Source organism: Paenibacillus sp. BAC0078, assembly GCF_054483875.1.
In genome coordinates this window covers 502959-521229 of record NZ_JBTLRW010000001.1, presented here as the reverse complement: position 1 = coordinate 521229, position 18271 = coordinate 502959, and the positions used below count along the sequence as shown (strand labels likewise).

The window sequence follows — 18271 nt, the reverse complement described above, 5'->3', positions numbered from 1 at the left end:
CGAGACATATTATAACTGTTGCTTTTAAATCTCACGTAATCAATAACATTCTGAGGAGGATTTAAGATGTCAACAGACTCCGTAGTGAAAAACTTTGATACCTGGAAAAGCTTCTTGGGTGAACGGGTCATTCAGGCTGAGAAAATGGGGATGAGTGAAGAGACCATTTCCAAGCTGGCTTTTGAAATCGGGGAATTCCTTGATAAAAAAGTTGATCCGGGGAACTATTCCAACCGGGCGATCAAAGAGCTGTGGGATGTCGGCACGGATGACGAGAAGCACACCATTGCTTCCCTCATGGTCAAGCTGGCGAAGAAAAACGCATAGCATGCGGAATAAGCTCCCTCTGAGGGAGCTTTTCTGCAATTATTACAGAGGTGAACTTGCCTTTCAATTTCATTTTATATATCATTAACATGACCCGTGTTTCAGAACACTTTGCGGATGCCGTCCTTTTGGACGGCATAACCGTTTCTTCTTGACGTATAGCAAAGTTATGGGAAAAGGAATCTATGAGGTGCAATCGTGGAATATAAACAATGGTATATGGAGTATAAGATACATAAGAACAGACCCGGTCTGCTTGGTGATATCGCTTCAATGCTTGGAATGCTGGAGGTCAATATCCTGACCATTAACGGGGTAGAAGGCAAAACCCGTGGGATGCTGCTGGAAACCAGCGACGATGAGAAGATCATGCTGATGGGCGAGATGCTCAAAAAAGTAGATAATATAACGGTTACGGCCTTGCGTTCGCCACGGCTTGTGGATAAGCTGGCCGTCCGGCATGGCCGTTATATTGACCGTGATTCGGATGACCGCAAAACCTTCCGTTTTACGCGGGATGAGCTTGGGCTGCTGGTTGATTTCCTTGGTGAGATTTTTAAGAGAGACGGAAATCAGGTCATTGGCCTGCGCGGCATGCCCCGTGTCGGCAAGACGGAATCCATTATCGCCGGCAGCGTCTGCGCCATGAAACGCTGGACCTTTGTCTCTTCGACTCTGCTGCGGCAAACGGTTCGCAGCCAGCTTGCCGAGGATGAGATGAATCCGCATAATGTGTTCATCATTGACGGTATTGTCAGCACGATCCGCTCCAATGAGAAGCATTACAACCTGCTGCAGCATGTGATGAACATGCCCAGCACGAAGGTGATCGAGCACCCGGATATTTTTGTGCGGGAATCCGGCTACACCTATGATGATTTTGATATCATTATCGAGCTGCGTAACACACCCAGCGAAGAGATATTGTACGACTCGTTTACGACGAGCTACAGTGATGATCTATAGTAACACAAGTTATACTGACAAAACTTAGCTTATGCTTACGAAGCGAGTTTTGTACGAAGCGAATCAAGCAGCTATGCTCACAAAACTTTTAGGAGGTGATGGTATGTCGGAACTGGGCCGGCATTTGAAGGAGGCGCGTCTGCAGAAAGGGATGAGCCTTGATGATGTCCAGGAAGTAACGAAAATTCGCAAAAAATATTTGGAAGCCATCGAAGCGGGGGATTATAAGGTGCTCCCGGGAAGTTTTTATGTCCGGGCATTCATCAAAACCTATGCAGAGGCGGTCGGTGTCAATCCCGATGAGCTGATAGAGGAACATGGCAGCGTACCTGCTGCTGCTCCTCCGGAAGATACCACAATGGAGACTGTTATTCAGAAGCGCAGCCGCAAGCCTGAAACCGAACGGAATGCGAAGTGGCTGCCTACGCTTCTGATGTGGACCTTTCCTGTATTGATTATTGTGGTTATTTATTGGTATGCCTCTTCGAATATGAACAAGTCTGATCCCAATAAAACCGATACAGCCAACTTGACCGCTGCGACACAGGACCCTTCGGCGGTGAAGCCATCGCCGACGGCGGCAGGAGGCGGAGCAGCAATTCCTTCAGCTTCGGCATCGACGGATACCGCTACAGCTACTCCTGAGACAACCGTTGCTCCTTCATCAACGCCGCTTCCGTCGCCTTCAGCACAAGGAGGAATTACGGTTGCGCAGGACCGGAAATCGGGCAAAACGACGGTGTTCAAGGTTACTGCTCCTGCCGGTAGCGCGGTGCAGGTTCAGATTGCCGCAACCGGGGTGAGCTGGCTTGAGGTCTACAAGGGCGTAAACTCCAAAGGCGAGAAGCTGAGCTTCGGCAATACGGCAGCCGGTGACAATCTGACCTTTACTCTTGACAGTGCAGGGATGTATATCAAATCCGGATATTCTCCTGCTACGGAAATAACAGTTAATGGACAAGTTATCACTGATGGCAAAAGCTCCTCCCGCCTCCTCCTTGAACTGGATGAAGGTACAGGAACACAGGACAATGCTACACCGACCCAGGAGAACGTCACTACCCCATAAGTGCGCTTGAAGTATAGGCTTTGGTATTTTGGAGAACCTATGAATGATTTACAGTTCTTACGCCAAAGCGGGGTGCATTCGCTCATGACCGTTAGCTGGATCATAACAGCACTGGGTATCATCGTCAGTCTCCTTGGGTACTATTTGATACCGGGTGCCTGGGGTTATGGAATTTTAGGGTTCGGACTGGCGCATGTTCTGCTTGGGATTCTGGGTATGTTCCGGGCTCCTGCGCGCAGCAGACAATAGCCCGCCTGCTTAACAAGAATGGCTCCACATTGTGGGGCTGTTTTGTTTGGAAAGATAAGACTTTATATGTTTTACGATATAACCGGTTCCAGTTCATAATTAGACTTGAGAGCTGCTTTCTCATATAATAGGAACAGAATAATTGTTAGCAAAGGACGTGGAGTAATGAGTTCGGAAAGTTCATTTGATATCGTATCCAAGATGGATATGCAGGAGTTGACGAATGCGGTTCACCAAACAGAGAAAGAGATTGATAACCGCTTTGATTTCAAGAACAGCAAGAGCAGCTTGAAGCTGGAGAAGGATGCGCTTATTATTGCTTCAGAGGACGAATACAAGCTTAATGCGGTCATTGATATTTTGCAGTCGAAGATGGTCAAACGCGGCATTACGCTGAAGAATCTGGATTTTGGCAAAATCGAGCCGGCTTCGCTTGGAACTGTACGCCAGCGCCTCGGCCTCAAACAAGGAATTGATCATGAAAATGCCAAAAAGATCAACATTCTGATCCGCGACTCCAAGCTTAAGGTGAAGAGTCAAATACAAGGTGATCAAATCCGCGTAACCGGCAAGAGCCGCGATGATTTGCAGCAAATTATCCAGCTTTTGCGGAAAGCCGATTTGCCGCTGGACCTGCAGTTTAACAATTTAAAGTAAGCTTTTGTACCCCGCAGTGCTGATGCACTTCTCTTCCGCGGGGTGTTTTCGAAATATAAGAAAGTATAAGTTTCACGCCATACTTTATCCTTATATTTCTCGCTGAAACGGATACCGTCCTTCTATGGACGGTGCAGCCGTTTCTACTTGTGAATATCGGATTCGTATGGATCAAGGGAGGAACCTCTGTTGAATTTGCCCAACCGCATTACGCTTGCCCGTATTTGTCTTATCCCGATTATGATGTTCTTTTTGCTGGTGAATTTCAGCTTTTATCCGGAACCGATACATTGGGGATCTTTTCAGCTTTCATTTAACCATCTGATCGCAGCAGTAATCTTTTTGCTTGCGGCCAGTACGGATGGTATAGACGGTTACATAGCCCGGAAATATAACATGGTCACCAATCTTGGCAAGCTGCTCGATCCGCTTGCGGACAAGCTGCTCGTCTCCGCAGTGCTGATCTCCCTGGTGGAACTGGGCAGATGCGATTCCTGGATCGCCATCGTCATTATCAGCCGTGAATTTGCGGTAACCGGACTGCGGCAGGTTGCGTTGCTTGAAGGAAAAGTGGTTGCTGCCAGCAAATGGGGCAAGTTAAAAACAGTGGTGCAAATTGTTGCGATTTCACTTCTGTTGCTCAATAATTTCCCGTTTCAGTTCGTCAGCATTCCTGTGGACGATATTGCAATCTGGGCAGCGGCGGTCATCACTATTATCTCCGGAATTGATTATTTCGTGAAGAATAAGGAATTGCTTGAGCTTCATAACGCCTAAGCATAAAGAGTGGAATTCCTTGTTTACTCTACACCCAGGAGGAGAAAGTAAGTTTATGAAAGCAGAGATTATTGCCGTTGGCACAGAGCTTTTGCTCGGACAGATTGTTAATAGCAATGCCCAGTTCCTATCTGTAGAGCTGGCGGCGCTGGGAATTGATGTTTACTTTCAGACCGTTGTCGGAGATAACAGCAGCCGCCTTCAGCAGGCGATTGAAATTGCCCGCAGCCGTGCGGATGTTATTCTGTTCACCGGCGGAATTGGCCCAACTGAGGATGACCTGACCAAAGATGCCCTGGCTGTGTCCCTAGGCCGTTCACTGCATATTGACCAGCTTGCGATGGATCATGTTCAGCGCTTTTTTGACGAGCGGAAGATTGTGATGACTGAGAATAACCGCAAGCAGGCACTTATAATCGAAGGAACAACGCCGCTTTCGAACTCAACAGGCCTTGCTGTTGGTCTTGCTCTTGAAGAGGAGGGTAAATATTACATCGTTCTTCCGGGGCCGCCCCGGGAAATGAAGCCCATGTTCACGGAGCAGGCCAAGCCTTGGCTGCTGCAGCATGCGCTGACGAATGAAATGCCGATCTACTCCAAGATGCTTAAATTCGCCGGCATCGGGGAATCGCTGCTTGAGGATAAGCTGATTGATTTGATCCGGGGCCAGAGTGATCCAACCATAGCGCCTTATGCGAAGGAGGGCGAGGTGACGGTTCGTATCTCCACCAAAGCCCCTTCTGAACGCGAGGCTATGCAGAAGCTGGACGTGCTGGAGAAGACCATTCAGGAGATCCTGCCGGAGCATATGTATGCCAACATAGATGTCCCGCTGGAGCAGTTAATTGTTGATTGGATGGCGGATGCAGGCTTGACCTTAAGTGCGGCGGAGAGCTGTACGGGCGGCCTGCTGATGGAGAGCATAACGAATATACCAGGCAGCGCCGCTATGTTTGCCGGGGGAATCGTTTGCTACTCCAATGATATGAAGAAAAAGCTGCTGAATGTGCCTGCCGCACTACTGGAGGGCCCGAACGCTCCCGGCGCGGTCAGCCGCGAGGTGGCGGAAGTGCTGGCGGACCAGGTGAGGATGACAGCCGACAGTGACTTTGGATTATCTGTTACCGGCGTCGCCGGTCCGGGGTATTCGGAGCGCAAGCCTGTAGGTCTTGTATTTGTCGGTCTGGCCGAACGAGGCCGCCCTACGGAGGTATATGAGCTTAATCTCAAAGGAACACGTGAAAACATCCGCCTTCGGACCGTCAAGGCGCTGCTGTACCGTCTCTGGCGCAGGCTGGAGGAGCGTAAGGTAGCAACCCCGCTTGAGGGGTCAGCCTTGCAATAACCTTCTGGTCCGGTATATAATTCATCTATACGGAAGAACCGTGGCACTGAGAGATCTTTGCTGCGGTTTTTTGTTTGTCTGCTATATAGTTTCGCCCGCAGCGGGCCCTTCAGAAAGGGTTCCAAGATTTCCGGTGGCCGGGTATTCTGCTATAGTTCCATATCTTGAAGGAGGCTTACAATAAAAGGGAGTATTAACCGGGGAAACAAAAAAAAACGAATGTATGTTCGAAAAAAGCTTGGCAAGACCTCCAAAACACGCTATTATATTACTATAAACAGTGAAGGAAGTGGTCTGATTGTCAGATCGTCGTGCTGCGCTTGATATGGCGCTTCGTCAAATAGAAAAACAATTTGGTAAAGGCTCCATCATGAAATTGGGAGAATCCAATCACATGAAAGTGGAGGTCGTACCTAGCGGATCTTTGGCACTTGATATCGCACTGGGTATTGGCGGACTTCCCAAAGGACGTATTATTGAAGTATATGGACCGGAGTCTTCCGGTAAGACGACCGTTGCCCTGCATGCTATTGCAGAGGTACAGAAGGTAGGCGGACAAGCTGCCTTCATTGATGCCGAACATGCGCTCGATCCTAAATACGCAAATGCGCTCGGCGTAAACATTGATGAACTGCTGCTGTCCCAGCCAGACACTGGTGAACAGGCACTGGAAATTGCCGAAGCGCTTGTCCGCAGTGGCGCGGTAGACATCATTGTTGTTGACTCAGTGGCAGCATTGGTACCGAAAGCGGAAATTGAAGGCGACATGGGAGATTCCCATGTAGGTTTGCAGGCCCGACTGATGTCCCAGGCTTTGCGGAAGCTGTCCGGGGCGATCAACAAGTCCAACACAATTGCCATCTTCATCAACCAGCTCCGCGAGAAAATCGGTGTTATGTTCGGTAACCCGGAAACCACGCCTGGAGGCCGGGCATTGAAGTTCTACTCTTCCGTTCGTTTGGATGTACGGCGGGTAGAGAGCATCAAGATGGGCAACGATGTTGTGGGTAACCGTACGAAGATCAAAATTGTGAAGAACAAGGTAGCTCCTCCGTTCAAGCAAGCGGATGTTGATATTATGTATGGTGAAGGGATTTCCAAGGAAGGAAGTCTTGTTGACATCGGTACGGAAATGGATATCGTCAATAAGAGCGGCGCTTGGTATTCCTTCGATGGTGAGCGTCTTGGTCAAGGTCGGGAGAACTCCAAGCAGTTCCTGAAGGAACATCCGGAGATTGCTCTGCAGATTGAGAACAAGATCCGTGAAGCAAGCAATTTGTCAACGCTTGTGGCTGCACCGACTGAAGCCGAGATAGCGGCAGAGGAAGAGGAAGAAGAAAATCTGCTGCTTGAAATCGAATAATTTGATATTTGATTTTTAATTTTAGAAGGCGCCCTGTGATTGAACATAGCAGGGCGTTTTTTCATAAAAAAAATAACTTTACGGAAATTTATGTATCAATGAGGTGACAGACAGCAATGGTAATACAACTAAACCCCGAGCCTGAAGAGCAGGAAGATCAGGCGCTGGCCGACTTCCCGGCAGACCAGTTGCTTGAGATTACAAGAGTGGAACGTCAGAAGAAGTCTGACCACCGCTATATCATTCATTTTGGCGCTTACAACATGACTGTTCATGAGGATGTCATGATTAAATACCGGATGATTACCGGAAATTCTTTTATGAAGGCCGATTTGGAGGAAATTGTTGTAGCCGACGAACGCCAGCGGGCTTATGTGGAGGGATTGCGTTATCTGGAGCGCAAGCCGCGGACAGCCCAGGAGATGGAGCGCCGTTTACGGGAGAAGGAAATAGGAGAGACTATTATTGCCGAGGTGCTGCAGCGGCTGCAGCAGGAACGTTTTCTCGATGATCCCTTATATGCCAAGCAGTGGGCGGAACAGCGGATAACGAATCAGCGCAAGGGAAAGCTGTGGATACGCCAGGAGCTGCGTGAAAAGGGAATCGACAAGACGCTGATTTCCGAGGCGCTAGAGAATATTACTCCCGAGCAGGAGCTGGAGAGCGCTCTGCAGACTGGGCGGAAGAAATGGAGCCTGATTCGCGGGGATGTCAATGACAAGCGGAGAAAGACAGGAGCCTTTCTCATGCGGCGGGGATTTTCCGGGGATATGGTGCGGCAGGTGCTGAATATTTTGCGTGAAGAGGAGGATTTTGAAGGGGAAGAGGAAGAGATTTACTTTCCTGACTGATTCTCTTGACTTTAATGCGCATATCGACTCTCTTGACAATGTCTTTTTATAAATAATAAAATATAACATGAATCTGCATAAGAATAAGAATCCTTTTTCCTTCCCAAAAAGCAGAATCTTACCCATGCGGTTCGCGTACAACTCATATGAAATGTAATCGCCGTATAAGGCGGGCAATGTGCATGTGCAGCATGTGCAGTATGGCAATCGGTGTATTACCGGTTTTTTGTATGGTGATGAACGGATTAGTTTAACAACTGCACAAATTCCCAAGGATAGTCCTTGGAGGAACCAACGAGGAGGTGAACAGATGCATACTGCGATCTGGGTCATAATCGTTCTCGTTGTAGCTGCATTATTCTTTGGATTCGGTTATTTTATTCGTAAATCCCTTGCAGAAGCTAAAATTTCCAGTGCTGAGAAGGAAGCCGTAGTCATCGTGGAGAACGCGAAGAAAGAGGCGGAAGCGCTGAAGAAGGAAACGGTACTTGAAGCTAAGGATGAAGTCCACAGAATCCGTACCGAAGCTGAGAAAGAAACTCGTGAACGTCGGAATGAAATCCAACGGCAAGAGAGACGTTTGCTGCAAAAGGAAGAGTCTTTGGATAAAAAAATGGAATCGCTTGAACGAAAAGAAGAACAAGTGGCTAACAAAGAGAAACGAATTGACGAAACACAACAGCAAATTGATGTTATTTACAAGAACCAAGTTACTGAACTGGAGCGTATCTCCAATTTGAGTATTGATGATGCCAGAAGTATCATCCTCAGCAATGTAGAGCAGGAAGTTCGCCACGAAACCGCTCAGATGATCAAGGAAATTGAACAGCAGGCCAAAGAGGAAGCGGACAAGAAGGCCCGTGAAATCATTACGCTGGCCATTCAGCGCTGTGCGGCTGATCATGTTGCAGAAACAACTGTTTCCGTGGTAACGCTGCCTAATGAAGAGATGAAGGGCCGGATTATCGGCCGCGAAGGCCGCAATATTCGTGCGCTGGAAACTCTTACTGGTATTGATCTCATTATTGATGATACGCCGGAAGCTGTTATTCTGTCAGGCTTTGATCCGATTCGCCGCGAAGTGGCCCGTACGGCACTTGAGAAGCTTGTTGCTGATGGACGTATCCATCCGGCTCGAATCGAAGAAATGGTGGAGAAATCCCGCAAGGAAGTGGATGAGCGGATCCGCGAGTACGGAGAACAGGCTACCTTTGAGGTGGGCGTTCACGGCTTGCATCCGGATCTGATCAAAATTCTGGGCCGTCTGAAATTCCGCACGAGCTACGGTCAAAACGTACTCAAGCACTCCATGGAGGTTGCTTATTTGACTGGACTTATGGCCGGTGAGCTTGGGGAAGACATCGTGCTTGCAAAACGTGCCGGACTGCTGCATGACATCGGCAAGGCGCTGGATCATGAAGTGGAAGGTTCGCACGTTGAGATCGGCGTTGAACTGGCGAAGAAGTACAAGGAACATCCAGTGGTTATCAACAGTATCGCGTCCCATCATGGAGACTGCGAAGCTACTTCGGTTATCGCAATGCTGGTTGGAGCAGCCGATGCTTTGTCGGCCGCACGCCCAGGCGCTCGCCGCGAAACCCTGGAAACGTACATCAAACGTTTGGAGAAGCTCGAAGAGATTTCCGAATCCTTCGAAGGCGTAGAGAAATCTTATGCGATTCAAGCGGGCCGCGAGGTTCGCGTGATGGTGCAGCCTGAGAAGATTGATGATGCTGAGGCATTCCGTCTGGCCCGCGACATTACGAAGATGATCGAGAGTGAGCTGGATTATCCGGGTCATATCAAGGTCACTGTAATCCGCGAGACACGGGCAGTTGAATATGCTAAATAACTAAGGAAATCGGCCCCTCCGCGGGGCCTTTTTTCTTTCAGGAGGAGAATATCATTAAAGTACTATTTATTGGTGACATTTGTGGGAATACAGGCAGAAAAGCGCTGCGGGAAATGCTGCCTTCCCTGAAAAATAAATATCAGCCGCATATCATTATCGCCAATGGGGAGAACGCTGCTGCCGGCAGAGGGATTACCTCGGCTATTGCTAATGAATTTTTCAATTGGGGTGTTCATGGCATTACGATGGGCAACCATACCTGGGACAACAAGGACATTTTTGAGTTTATCGACGACGAGCCGCGGCTCATTCGCCCGGCCAATTTTCCTCCAGGAACGCCAGGGCGTGGGTATACGGTGATCAAGGCGAATGGCAAGCAGCTGGCGATTGTCAACTTGCAGGGCCGCACTTTTTTGCCGGCGATTGATGATCCTTTCCGTATGGGTGAAGAGATTGTCCAAGAGCTGCGGCAGAAGACTAAGTGTATTCTTGTGGATTTTCATGCAGAAGCAACATCTGAGAAGATTGCCATGGGTTATTTCATGGATGGGTTAGCTTCGATTGTAGTAGGAACGCACACCCATGTGCAAAGCAATGATGAGGTTATCCTGCCGGGAGGAACCGCATATTTGACAGATGCCGGGATGGTTGGTTCAAGAGAAGGAATTTTGGGTATGGAAAAGGATGCAGTGATCTACAAATTTACAACTCAGCTTCCGGCAAGATTTGTGGTGGACGAGGGCAAGTGGCAGTTGAACGGTTTGTTCGTCGAGCTTGATGAAGCTACGGGCAAGGCAACACGTATGGAGAAGGTTCGGCTGCGCGAAGATGAGTGGGTGATGGACTAGGTTTAGCGGCAATATACAGGGCATTTGAGGAAATCGTTAGTTTTGGGTAAAGTGTGATTTTTTTTATATCGAAAAAGAGTATCTTTTGCACAAATTTCTCTGGAGTGGTCCGCAAAAAGAAGGAATTATTTCTTCGCTCGCGAATAACATCTACAGTAGTGGAAGAACACCATCATTTTCCCAGGGGAGGTACTTACTATGGATGTATTAAAAGTATCAGCTAAATCCAATCCTAATTCCGTTGCCGGCGCACTAGCGGGTGTTCTTCGAGAACGTGGATCGGCCGAGCTGCAAGCCATTGGAGCCGGAGCACTGAACCAAGCAGTCAAAGCCGTTGCCATCGCCCGGGGATTTGTTGCACCTAGCGGTGTCGATTTGATCTGCATCCCAGCTTTTACAGACATAGTGATTGATGGGGAGGATCGGACCGCGATTAAGCTTATTGTAGAGCCTAGATAGCAGATAACCTTTCAGGATGAGCCTGTTTACTTCGGTAAACAGGTTTTTTGCTTGGTTTCATATGGAGAATTGCAGCATAAGCTTTGGAGTAGGCTATGGCGGGTAACGACAAAGGCCAAAAGAAAGCGGGGCTGATCGGGTAATGGGAACTGGGAAAATGCGGGTGGCGGATTTTCATTGTGATGTGCTAAGCAAGCTGCAGCCTGCTCCGGATATTGATTTCCGAAAGGACGACCGTCTGGACGTAACTTCTGAGCGTCTGCTGGCGGGAGGTGTCGAACTGCAGGTTTTTGCGATCTACCTGTCGGCGGTTCAGGGAAAACTTAGCTTTGAGCGGATTTTGGGACAAATTGAAGCTTACAGGGACAAAGTGGTGGGCACAGGAGGCTTGCAGTGGCTGCGCTGGAAGGAAGACGCGGCGGGGATGGCCGTTACATCCTCTGGCTGGGGAATGCTCTCTCTGGAAGGTGTGGACGGTCTGGAGGGTAATCTGTTCTACGCTGAGTTAATCTTCGAGCTGGGAGTGCGGTTTTTTGGCCTAACCTGGAATTATGCCAATTGGGCGGCGGATGGAGTGCTGGAGCAGCGGAATGGCGGTTTTACGGAGCAGGGCCGGAAGCTGATCGAATGGTGCAACGAGAGCGGCATGCTGCTGGATGTGTCCCATCTGGCACCTGCGGGGTTCTGGGAGCTTGCCGAGCGGAGTAACCGTCCTTTCATTGCCTCCCATTCCAATGCTGCCGCTGTCTGCGGACACCCGCGTAATCTGAGCGACGACCAGATCGGGGCGCTGGTGGCTATGGACGGAAGAATGGGTCTGACCTTTGTGCCCTGGTTTGTCACTGAGGGAGGGGATGCGAAGGCAGCGGATGTCCTGCGTCATATTGAGCATGTCTGTACTCTCGGCGGTTCCAGGCATATCATGTTCGGCTCAGATTTTGACGGTATCGAATCGTGGGTAGAGGGGCTGGAGCATCCGGGAAAATATGCTGAATTCGCCGAGCTGCTGCTCCGCCACTACCCGGAGGAAGATGTGAGGGGCTGGCTCTACGGCAATGCCCAGAGCTTTCTGGCAAACTATTTGCCTGCGAAGACAGCTACTAACTTTATGGGGTGAACTTTAAAAAAAGAATAAAAAGGGCAGAAGTGACGGAGGGGAAGTTTGGATACTTACGGAGCGGTAGCGTCCGCCTGAGAGCTTTCCGTAGGAAAGCTGGCATCGTAAGCATAATCTATGTTTGGATTTCTACCGCAAATAGCGGTTCAAATCTGGAAATCCAAACATAACAGCGGCCGGAAGTCCAAACATTCCCCGCAGTTACGACCAGACCCCATTTTGAAAATCTAAAGTTTAACTTATATAGTTACCGGGATCAAGCAAGTGGCAATTTCATGACAATCCTGTTTCGAAATCACAAAATGTCGAAAAATAGGACCCGTGATGTGACGATGGGCTTTTTATTTTTGAAGAAATAGATGTATAATGGTCTGTGGCTTGTACAGATACTAGAGAAAATTCAAGGAGTGACATTACAATGAGCAAGACTGTACCCGTAGGTGTGTCGGCCCGACATATACACCTTACGCAAGAGCATGTGGAAGCGTTGTTTGGCGCAGGATATCAATTGACTGAGTTCAAACCGCTCTCCCAACCTGGACAATTTGCAGCAAATGAGCAAGTAGCTGTAATCGGCACTAAAGGAAAATTTGACAAAGTAAGAATTCTTGGACCTGTCCGTCTGGCATCGCAGCTGGAAGTTTCCCGCACAGACGCATTTAGCCTCGGCGTGAAAGCTCCTGTCCGCGAATCCGGCCACATCGAAGGAACTCCAGGAATTACGCTTAAAGGACCTGCCGGTGAAGTTGAGCTGGAGACAGGTGTTATCGTGGCAGCCCGCCACATTCACTTCCATACCTCTGAAGCTAAAGCTTGGGGCATTGCCGACAAGCAAATGCTGAAGGTACGTCTGGGCGGCGAACGCGGCCTTGTGCTGGAGAATGTAATCGCACGTGTATCCGACAATTTTGCACTTGATATGCACATCGACACCGACGAAGCCAACGCTGCAGGTGCCAATAACGGCGATACTGCTGAAATTGTGGATTAGTTTTTATACTTAAATAGCAAAGAAGGGGCGGGGGAGCAATCCTCCGCTTTTTTTTGTTTTCTGGAAACCAGGATCCTCCTCTTTGCTGCAAAGTGATCGGTTTTGTGTATGAAAAGATCTGATTTTTGCATGTTCAGTTTAGAGGGCAAATGATAGTATTGATCCGAAGTTGTATATTTATGGAAAACTGTTCGCAAGGTTACAATCCAGGTGTTGGAGGTGAAGGCGTATTGCCGATTAGTATTTGGTAAGCGGTTACAAAGAACGCGGAAGCTTTTTAAAATAAGAAAGCGGGTGAATCCGTAGAATATGAGAAAAAATAAAGCTGGAAAGCAAATGGTAATGGTTCTGCTATCGTGGCTGATTATTTGTTCATCCTTGATTCCGGCGGTTGCGTATGGAGAACAGCGGGCGGAGGGGGATAGTGCCATGCAAGCTCCTCTTCACTCCAGCACAGTGACAGATGCAGTCTATACGCCGCAAGCCCCTTTGCCGGATGGGGAGAAAGTTGCTTTTGATTTCGGGCCCGGAGCTGTTGCGGAAGGCTATATAAAGGTCGAAGCTTGGGCAGCATACACTCCCGAGAGCAAATACGGATTCATTGATCCGTCAAAAGTAAGCGGGGAGGACAGAGGTACGGCGGATGCCTTGAGGTCAGATTTTGTAGCCGTTAAGGATGCAGCCTTCGCTGTCGACTTGCCGAATGGGGATTATACCGTATCACTGATTGCCGGTGACAGCAGCGGGGATACGGACATAGCGATCAAAGCCGAATCTATGCAGAAGGTGCAGCAGACGAGCAAGACGGCAGGACAATATTTGGAGATGGACTTCGATATTGCGCTAGTGGATGGTCAGATGAATTTTGTATTCAGCGGAACAAGACCTGTCCTAAATGCGCTTGTGATCAAAAAACAGCCGGAACGTACCGCCGGTGAGAAGCCGACCGTATATCTAGCCGGGGATTCAACCGTGCAGACGTATGACCCGTATTGGAAGCCGCAGGCTGGCTGGGGGCAGATGATCGGGAAATTTTTCAGCACGGCGGTAAATTTCAACAATCAAGCAATAGGAGGCCGCAGCTCAAAATCCTTTATCGTAGAAGGCAGACTGGATACCATTCTCCGGGAGATTAGGCCTGGAGACTATTTCCTGGTGCAGTTCGGTCATAATGATGCGACGATCAGTGTGCCTGAACGGTATGCCTCGCCGGCCGATTACAAGAATTATCTGAAAACCTATGTAGAAGGTGCAAGACAGCGCGGAGCAACACCGGTTCTGATAACACCGATGGGTCGCAGAGATTTCAATACGGAGAGCGGCAAATTTAATGTCAGCTTCCCCGAATATGTGCAAGCCATGAAAGAAGTGGCCAGCGAGCTGAATGTTGAATTGGTCGATCTGAGCGCACGGAGTAACGGTTATTATAATTCTATCGGTTTTGAAGCGACACGTTCCGTCTTTCTGTACCTTGATCCTGGTGTGTATGCGGCTTTTCCAAAAGGCTCAAGCGACAATACCCATTTCCAGGAATATGGGGCTATTCAAATGGCCCGTCTGATAGCAGGAGGCATTGCAGAACTGAACATTCCACTTGCTGACGCAGTGAAGGAAATCGTACCGCCTGATGCGCTTCCGGCGAAGCCGGCGGGCCTGCTGGCCGGGGGTATCAGCAATGCAGGAGCAACGCTGAAATGGAATGAAGTGGCGGGGGCGGATATCTACAAAATCTACCGCAAGCTGGCTTCAGACGCTGAATCTGCCTACGTTCTTGTTGGCACATCTACAATTCCAGCTATTAGCCTTGGCGGTATGGCTGAAGGTCAGAGCTACACAGTGCGGGTGACCGCTGTCAACGGGCGGGGGGAATCAGAGCCTTCTGATCCGGCAACGATTGCGACCAAGCTGTCGCAGTACCGCTATGATTTTGGTCCTGTGGGCGCACCGGTTGCCGAAGGCTACACCGAAGTGAACCGAAATGTGATCTATAGCCCTGAGCTGGGTTATGGTCTTGTTTCAAGTGCAGGGATGAGCGACCGTGACCGGGGTGCCGTGACGGATGCTCTGCGCAGGGATTTTGTGATTTATTTTGGCGGCTCTTATGAATTTAAGGTGGATCTGCCAAACGGCTATTATTCTGTTAAGACTTATACCGGAGACTGGACAGGTTCGACTAAAACGAATGTGGCCATTGAAGGCAAGGATTATGGAACCGTCTCCTCCGGCAAAGGCAGCATTGCAGAGAAGGAATACAGCCAGATTTCCGTCAAGGACGGACAGATGAATCTGGTGTTCAGCGGCACTACCGCCCATCTCAACGGGCTGGAAATTACACCGCTGATGCTGGCTCCGGCGGGTCTTAAGCTGGAGCGTCTGGATTTGGACAGTGACCCGGTTACGGCTTCCCTGTTCTGGAGCGGCATTGATGGAGCGGCGAAATACCGCGTGTACCGGCAGGCGGCTGATGCTCAGAGCTCCGAACTGCTGGGTGAAACCACTGGGCTAAGCTATGTCGATGTGACGGCAGATATTGGGCTTGAATATCGTTACTCAGTCACAGCGCTGGATAACACCGGACTGGAATCAGTAGCTTCGAATGTGCTGCCGGTATCTCTAATTGACCCCTCAGTAGCCAAGGCCGCCGTGCCTGACGGTCTAAAGCTGCTATCAACGAATAAAAATGCTGTCAGCTTCACCTGGAACGGAGTCGCTAGGGCAAAAATGTACAATGTGTACCGTTCAAAATCAGCAGCAGGAGAGTATGCTCTGGTAGGCAAATCGAAAACTGCATCCTATACGGATGCAACCATTCTTAGCACTATTCAATACTACTACAAGGTGGCTTCGGTCAATGCTGGCGGGATTTCTGAGCTGTCAGCAGTGCTGGAAACTCCAGTCGTAACAGCGCTATACCGCGACATGGAGAAGCTGGACCGCGCGCCTGTGGCAGTCAAGACGGATGCCGGGAATTATATCGGCTGGCGGCTGCTGGGCCTTGATCCTGACGGGATAGGCTTCAATCTGTATCGGGACGGAAAGAAGCTAAACGCTTCAGTTCTGACAGGCAGCACGAATTACCTGGATGCCGCAGGCACAAAGGCTTCGAAGTATACTCTGAAGACAGTGCTTGGCGGAGTGGAGCAAGCCGCATCCGGGGAGTTCGGCGTATGGCAGCAGCAATACTTGTCTGTGCCGCTGCAGAAGCCTGTAGATGATTATACGAAAGATGGTCAGCCCTACACCTACAGTGCCGGAGATGCCAGTGTAGGGGATCTGGATGGCGACGGGAAATATGAGGTTGTTATGCTGTGGTCGCCTTCTATCAGCAAGGACAACTCGCAAGCGGGCTATACCGGAATCGTCTATATGGATGCTTATAAAATGGACGGAACACGCCTCTGGCGGATTAATATGGGCCCCAACATCCGTGCGGGCGCGCATTATTCACCGTTCATGGTCTATGATCTCGACAGTGACGGACGTGCGGAGGTTGTGCTCAAAACCGCGGACGGCACGGTTGACGGCCAGGGCACAGTGATTGGCGATGCCAAGGCGGATTACCGGAACAGCTCCGGTTATGTGCTGCTGGGCAAAGAATATCTGACCGTGTTTGACGGCCTGACAGGCCGGGCTGTGGATACCGTTGATTATGATCCGCCGCGCGGCGATGTAAGCGCATGGGGAGACGGCTATGGCAACCGTGTGGACCGTTTCCTGGCGGCGGTGGCTTATCTGGACGGCGAGCACCCCAGTGTTATTTTCAGCCGGGGCTATTACACAAGAACTGTACTGGCGGCATACAACTTCCGGGATGGCAAGCTGAGCAAGGTTTGGCGGTTCGATTCCAACGATGAAGGATATGGGGAGTATACCGGACAGGGCAATCACAATCTGTCGGTAGGCGACGTGGACCGTGATGGCAAGGATGAAATTACATTCGGGGCGATGGCAATTGATGATGACGGTCTGCCGCTCTACAATACGAAGCTGGGCCACGGCGATGCGATTCACTTCGGGGATCTGGACCCGGCCAGACCGGGCCTTGAGGTCTTTGATGTGCATGAGCATGTGGATGCCAAATACGGCATTGAAATGCGGAATGCGGCGACAGGAGAAGCGCTCTGGGGTGTATTTACGGGCATTGATACCGGCCGGGGCATGTCGGCGGATATTGATCCGAATTATTTGGGTGAAGAGGTCTGGGCGGCGACGATTACCAATGGGCAGCAAATCCCGGTTACCGGCATCTACAGCGCGAAGGGGGAACTGATTACCAAGAAACTTCCAACCTCGACGAACTTCGGCGTGTGGTGGGATGGCGATCTGCTGCGGGAGCTGATGGATGCGAACCGGGTGGACAAATGGGATTATGTGAACCAGACGACCGTTAATCTGCTGACGGCGGAGGGGGCAGCTTCGAACAACGGGACAAAAGCCAATCCGGGCCTGCAGGCGGATCTGTTCGGAGACTGGCGCGAGGAAATTATGTGGCGTTCCAACGACAGCACTGAGCTGCGGATCTACACAACAACCGATCTGACCGATACCCGCATCCGCACGCTGATGCATGATCCGGTCTACCGTCTGGCCGTGGCCTGGCAGAACGTGGGCTACAATCAGCCGCCGCATCCAAGCTTCTATCTCGGCACAGGCATGGAAGCGCCTCCAGCACCAGCCATTCAGATCGTGGGCAGCCAGCAAAAAGCAACAGGGGTTCCCGGGAAGCCGGTTCTGTCCAGCAACAACGGCCATGACACCGGACTGCTGGATGGCAGTTACCAGATTACCATGAATCTGTGGTGGGGCAATAACGGAACCAGCTATAAGCTGTTCGAGAACGGCAAGCTGATTGACAGCCGCGCACTGAGCGATGAGTCTCCTGCGGCGCAGACCCTACTGACCAATCTGTCGGGAAAGGCGGACGGAACATACACCTACACAGCGGAGCTGAGCAATTCTTATGGAACTACAGTCTCTAGTCCACATGTCGTTACCGTTACGAATGCAGCCCCGGCTGTTCCGGTATTGTCAAATGACAATTGGGACGGCGATGGGACATATAAGGTAACCATGAATCTATGGTGGGGGACCAATGGCACAACCTACCGGCTCTATGAAAATGGGGTGCTGGTCGATACGCAGACCTTAACGGCTAACACGCCAAACGCACAGACTGCCGTTACGGCCATCAAGGACCGGAGGGCAGGGGTCTATGAATACCGTGCAGAGCTGGTGAACAGCGCCGGTACAAGCGAAAGTACAGTGATGAAGGTTACGGTAAAATAGGGTGTCAGGCTAAAATTTTCGGCTTTTGCTGCAAGTGTGGATGAAAGGGACCTTTGGCATTCCGAATTGTGGATGCGGGGTCTCTTTTTTGTGAGGATAGCAGTAAATATCAAG

General features: G+C 50.1%; 15 protein-coding genes. All 15 read left to right on the top strand.

Translation table 11 applies throughout. The features are described from left to right. The first annotated feature begins 66 nt into the window (after positions 1-66). The 15 genes from ACX1DY_RS02345 to ACX1DY_RS02275 all read left to right on the top strand — a co-directional run bounded on the left by ACX1DY_RS02345 (position 67) and on the right by ACX1DY_RS02275 (position 18157). The gene (locus tag ACX1DY_RS02345) at positions 67-327 is read left to right on the top strand and encodes a DUF3243 domain-containing protein (protein ID WP_019910483.1); all 261 of its coding nucleotides are present in this window, start codon (positions 67-69) and stop codon (positions 325-327) included. Between the two features lie 198 nt (positions 328-525). After that, positions 526-1293 (top strand): DUF3388 domain-containing protein, encoded by a 768-nt coding sequence (locus ACX1DY_RS02340; RefSeq protein WP_458962583.1) that lies wholly within the window; start codon positions 526-528, stop codon positions 1291-1293. Positions 1294-1396: 103 nt separating this feature from the next. Then, on the top strand, positions 1397-2362 hold the full coding sequence (locus ACX1DY_RS02335) for a RodZ domain-containing protein (RefSeq protein WP_458962582.1): 966 nt from the start codon (positions 1397-1399) through the stop codon (positions 2360-2362). Between the two features lie 39 nt (positions 2363-2401). After that, on the top strand, positions 2402-2611 hold the full coding sequence (locus ACX1DY_RS02330) for a hypothetical protein (RefSeq protein ID WP_458962832.1): 210 nt from the start codon (positions 2402-2404) through the stop codon (positions 2609-2611). Positions 2612-2776: 165 nt separating this feature from the next. Continuing rightward, on the top strand, positions 2777-3268 hold the full coding sequence (locus ACX1DY_RS02325) for a YajQ family cyclic di-GMP-binding protein (RefSeq protein ID WP_458962581.1): 492 nt from the start codon (positions 2777-2779) through the stop codon (positions 3266-3268). 189 nt (positions 3269-3457) lie between these two features. Further along, a complete protein-coding gene (gene pgsA, locus ACX1DY_RS02320) occupies positions 3458-4045 on the top strand; it encodes a CDP-diacylglycerol--glycerol-3-phosphate 3-phosphatidyltransferase (RefSeq protein WP_458962580.1) in 588 nt (195 codons plus the stop codon). Positions 4046-4100: 55 nt separating this feature from the next. After that, positions 4101-5390, top strand: a complete 1290-nt coding sequence (locus ACX1DY_RS02315; protein ID WP_458962579.1) for a competence/damage-inducible protein A — start codon at positions 4101-4103, stop codon at positions 5388-5390. Positions 5391-5688: 298 nt separating this feature from the next. After that, complete coding sequence (gene recA / locus ACX1DY_RS02310) at positions 5689-6753, top strand: recombinase RecA (RefSeq protein ID WP_458962578.1); 1065 nt, start codon at positions 5689-5691, stop codon at positions 6751-6753. Between the two features lie 116 nt (positions 6754-6869). Next, positions 6870-7604, top strand: coding sequence for a regulatory protein RecX (locus tag ACX1DY_RS02305; RefSeq protein ID WP_458962577.1), 735 nt, complete (start codon positions 6870-6872; stop codon positions 7602-7604). Positions 7605-7914: 310 nt separating this feature from the next. After that, positions 7915-9456, top strand: coding sequence for a ribonuclease Y (gene rny, locus ACX1DY_RS02300; protein ID WP_019910494.1), 1542 nt, complete (start codon positions 7915-7917; stop codon positions 9454-9456). Between the two features lie 53 nt (positions 9457-9509). Beyond that, positions 9510-10304, top strand: a complete 795-nt coding sequence (locus tag ACX1DY_RS02295) for a TIGR00282 family metallophosphoesterase (RefSeq protein WP_458962818.1) — start codon at positions 9510-9512, stop codon at positions 10302-10304. 198 nt (positions 10305-10502) lie between these two features. Continuing rightward, positions 10503-10763, top strand: coding sequence for a stage V sporulation protein S (locus tag ACX1DY_RS02290; RefSeq protein WP_019910496.1), 261 nt, complete (start codon positions 10503-10505; stop codon positions 10761-10763). 142 nt (positions 10764-10905) lie between these two features. Further along, positions 10906-11880 carry a dipeptidase gene (locus ACX1DY_RS02285; protein ID WP_458962576.1) on the top strand — a complete coding sequence of 325 codons (975 nt, stop codon included), beginning with the start codon at positions 10906-10908 and terminating at the stop codon, positions 11878-11880. Between the two features lie 418 nt (positions 11881-12298). Beyond that, positions 12299-12871 (top strand): phosphate propanoyltransferase, encoded by a 573-nt coding sequence (locus ACX1DY_RS02280; protein ID WP_458962575.1) that lies wholly within the window; start codon positions 12299-12301, stop codon positions 12869-12871. 309 nt (positions 12872-13180) lie between these two features. Beyond that, positions 13181-18157, top strand: a complete 4977-nt coding sequence (locus ACX1DY_RS02275; protein WP_458962574.1) for a rhamnogalacturonan lyase family protein — start codon at positions 13181-13183, stop codon at positions 18155-18157. Positions 18158-18271: the final 114 nt, after the last annotated feature.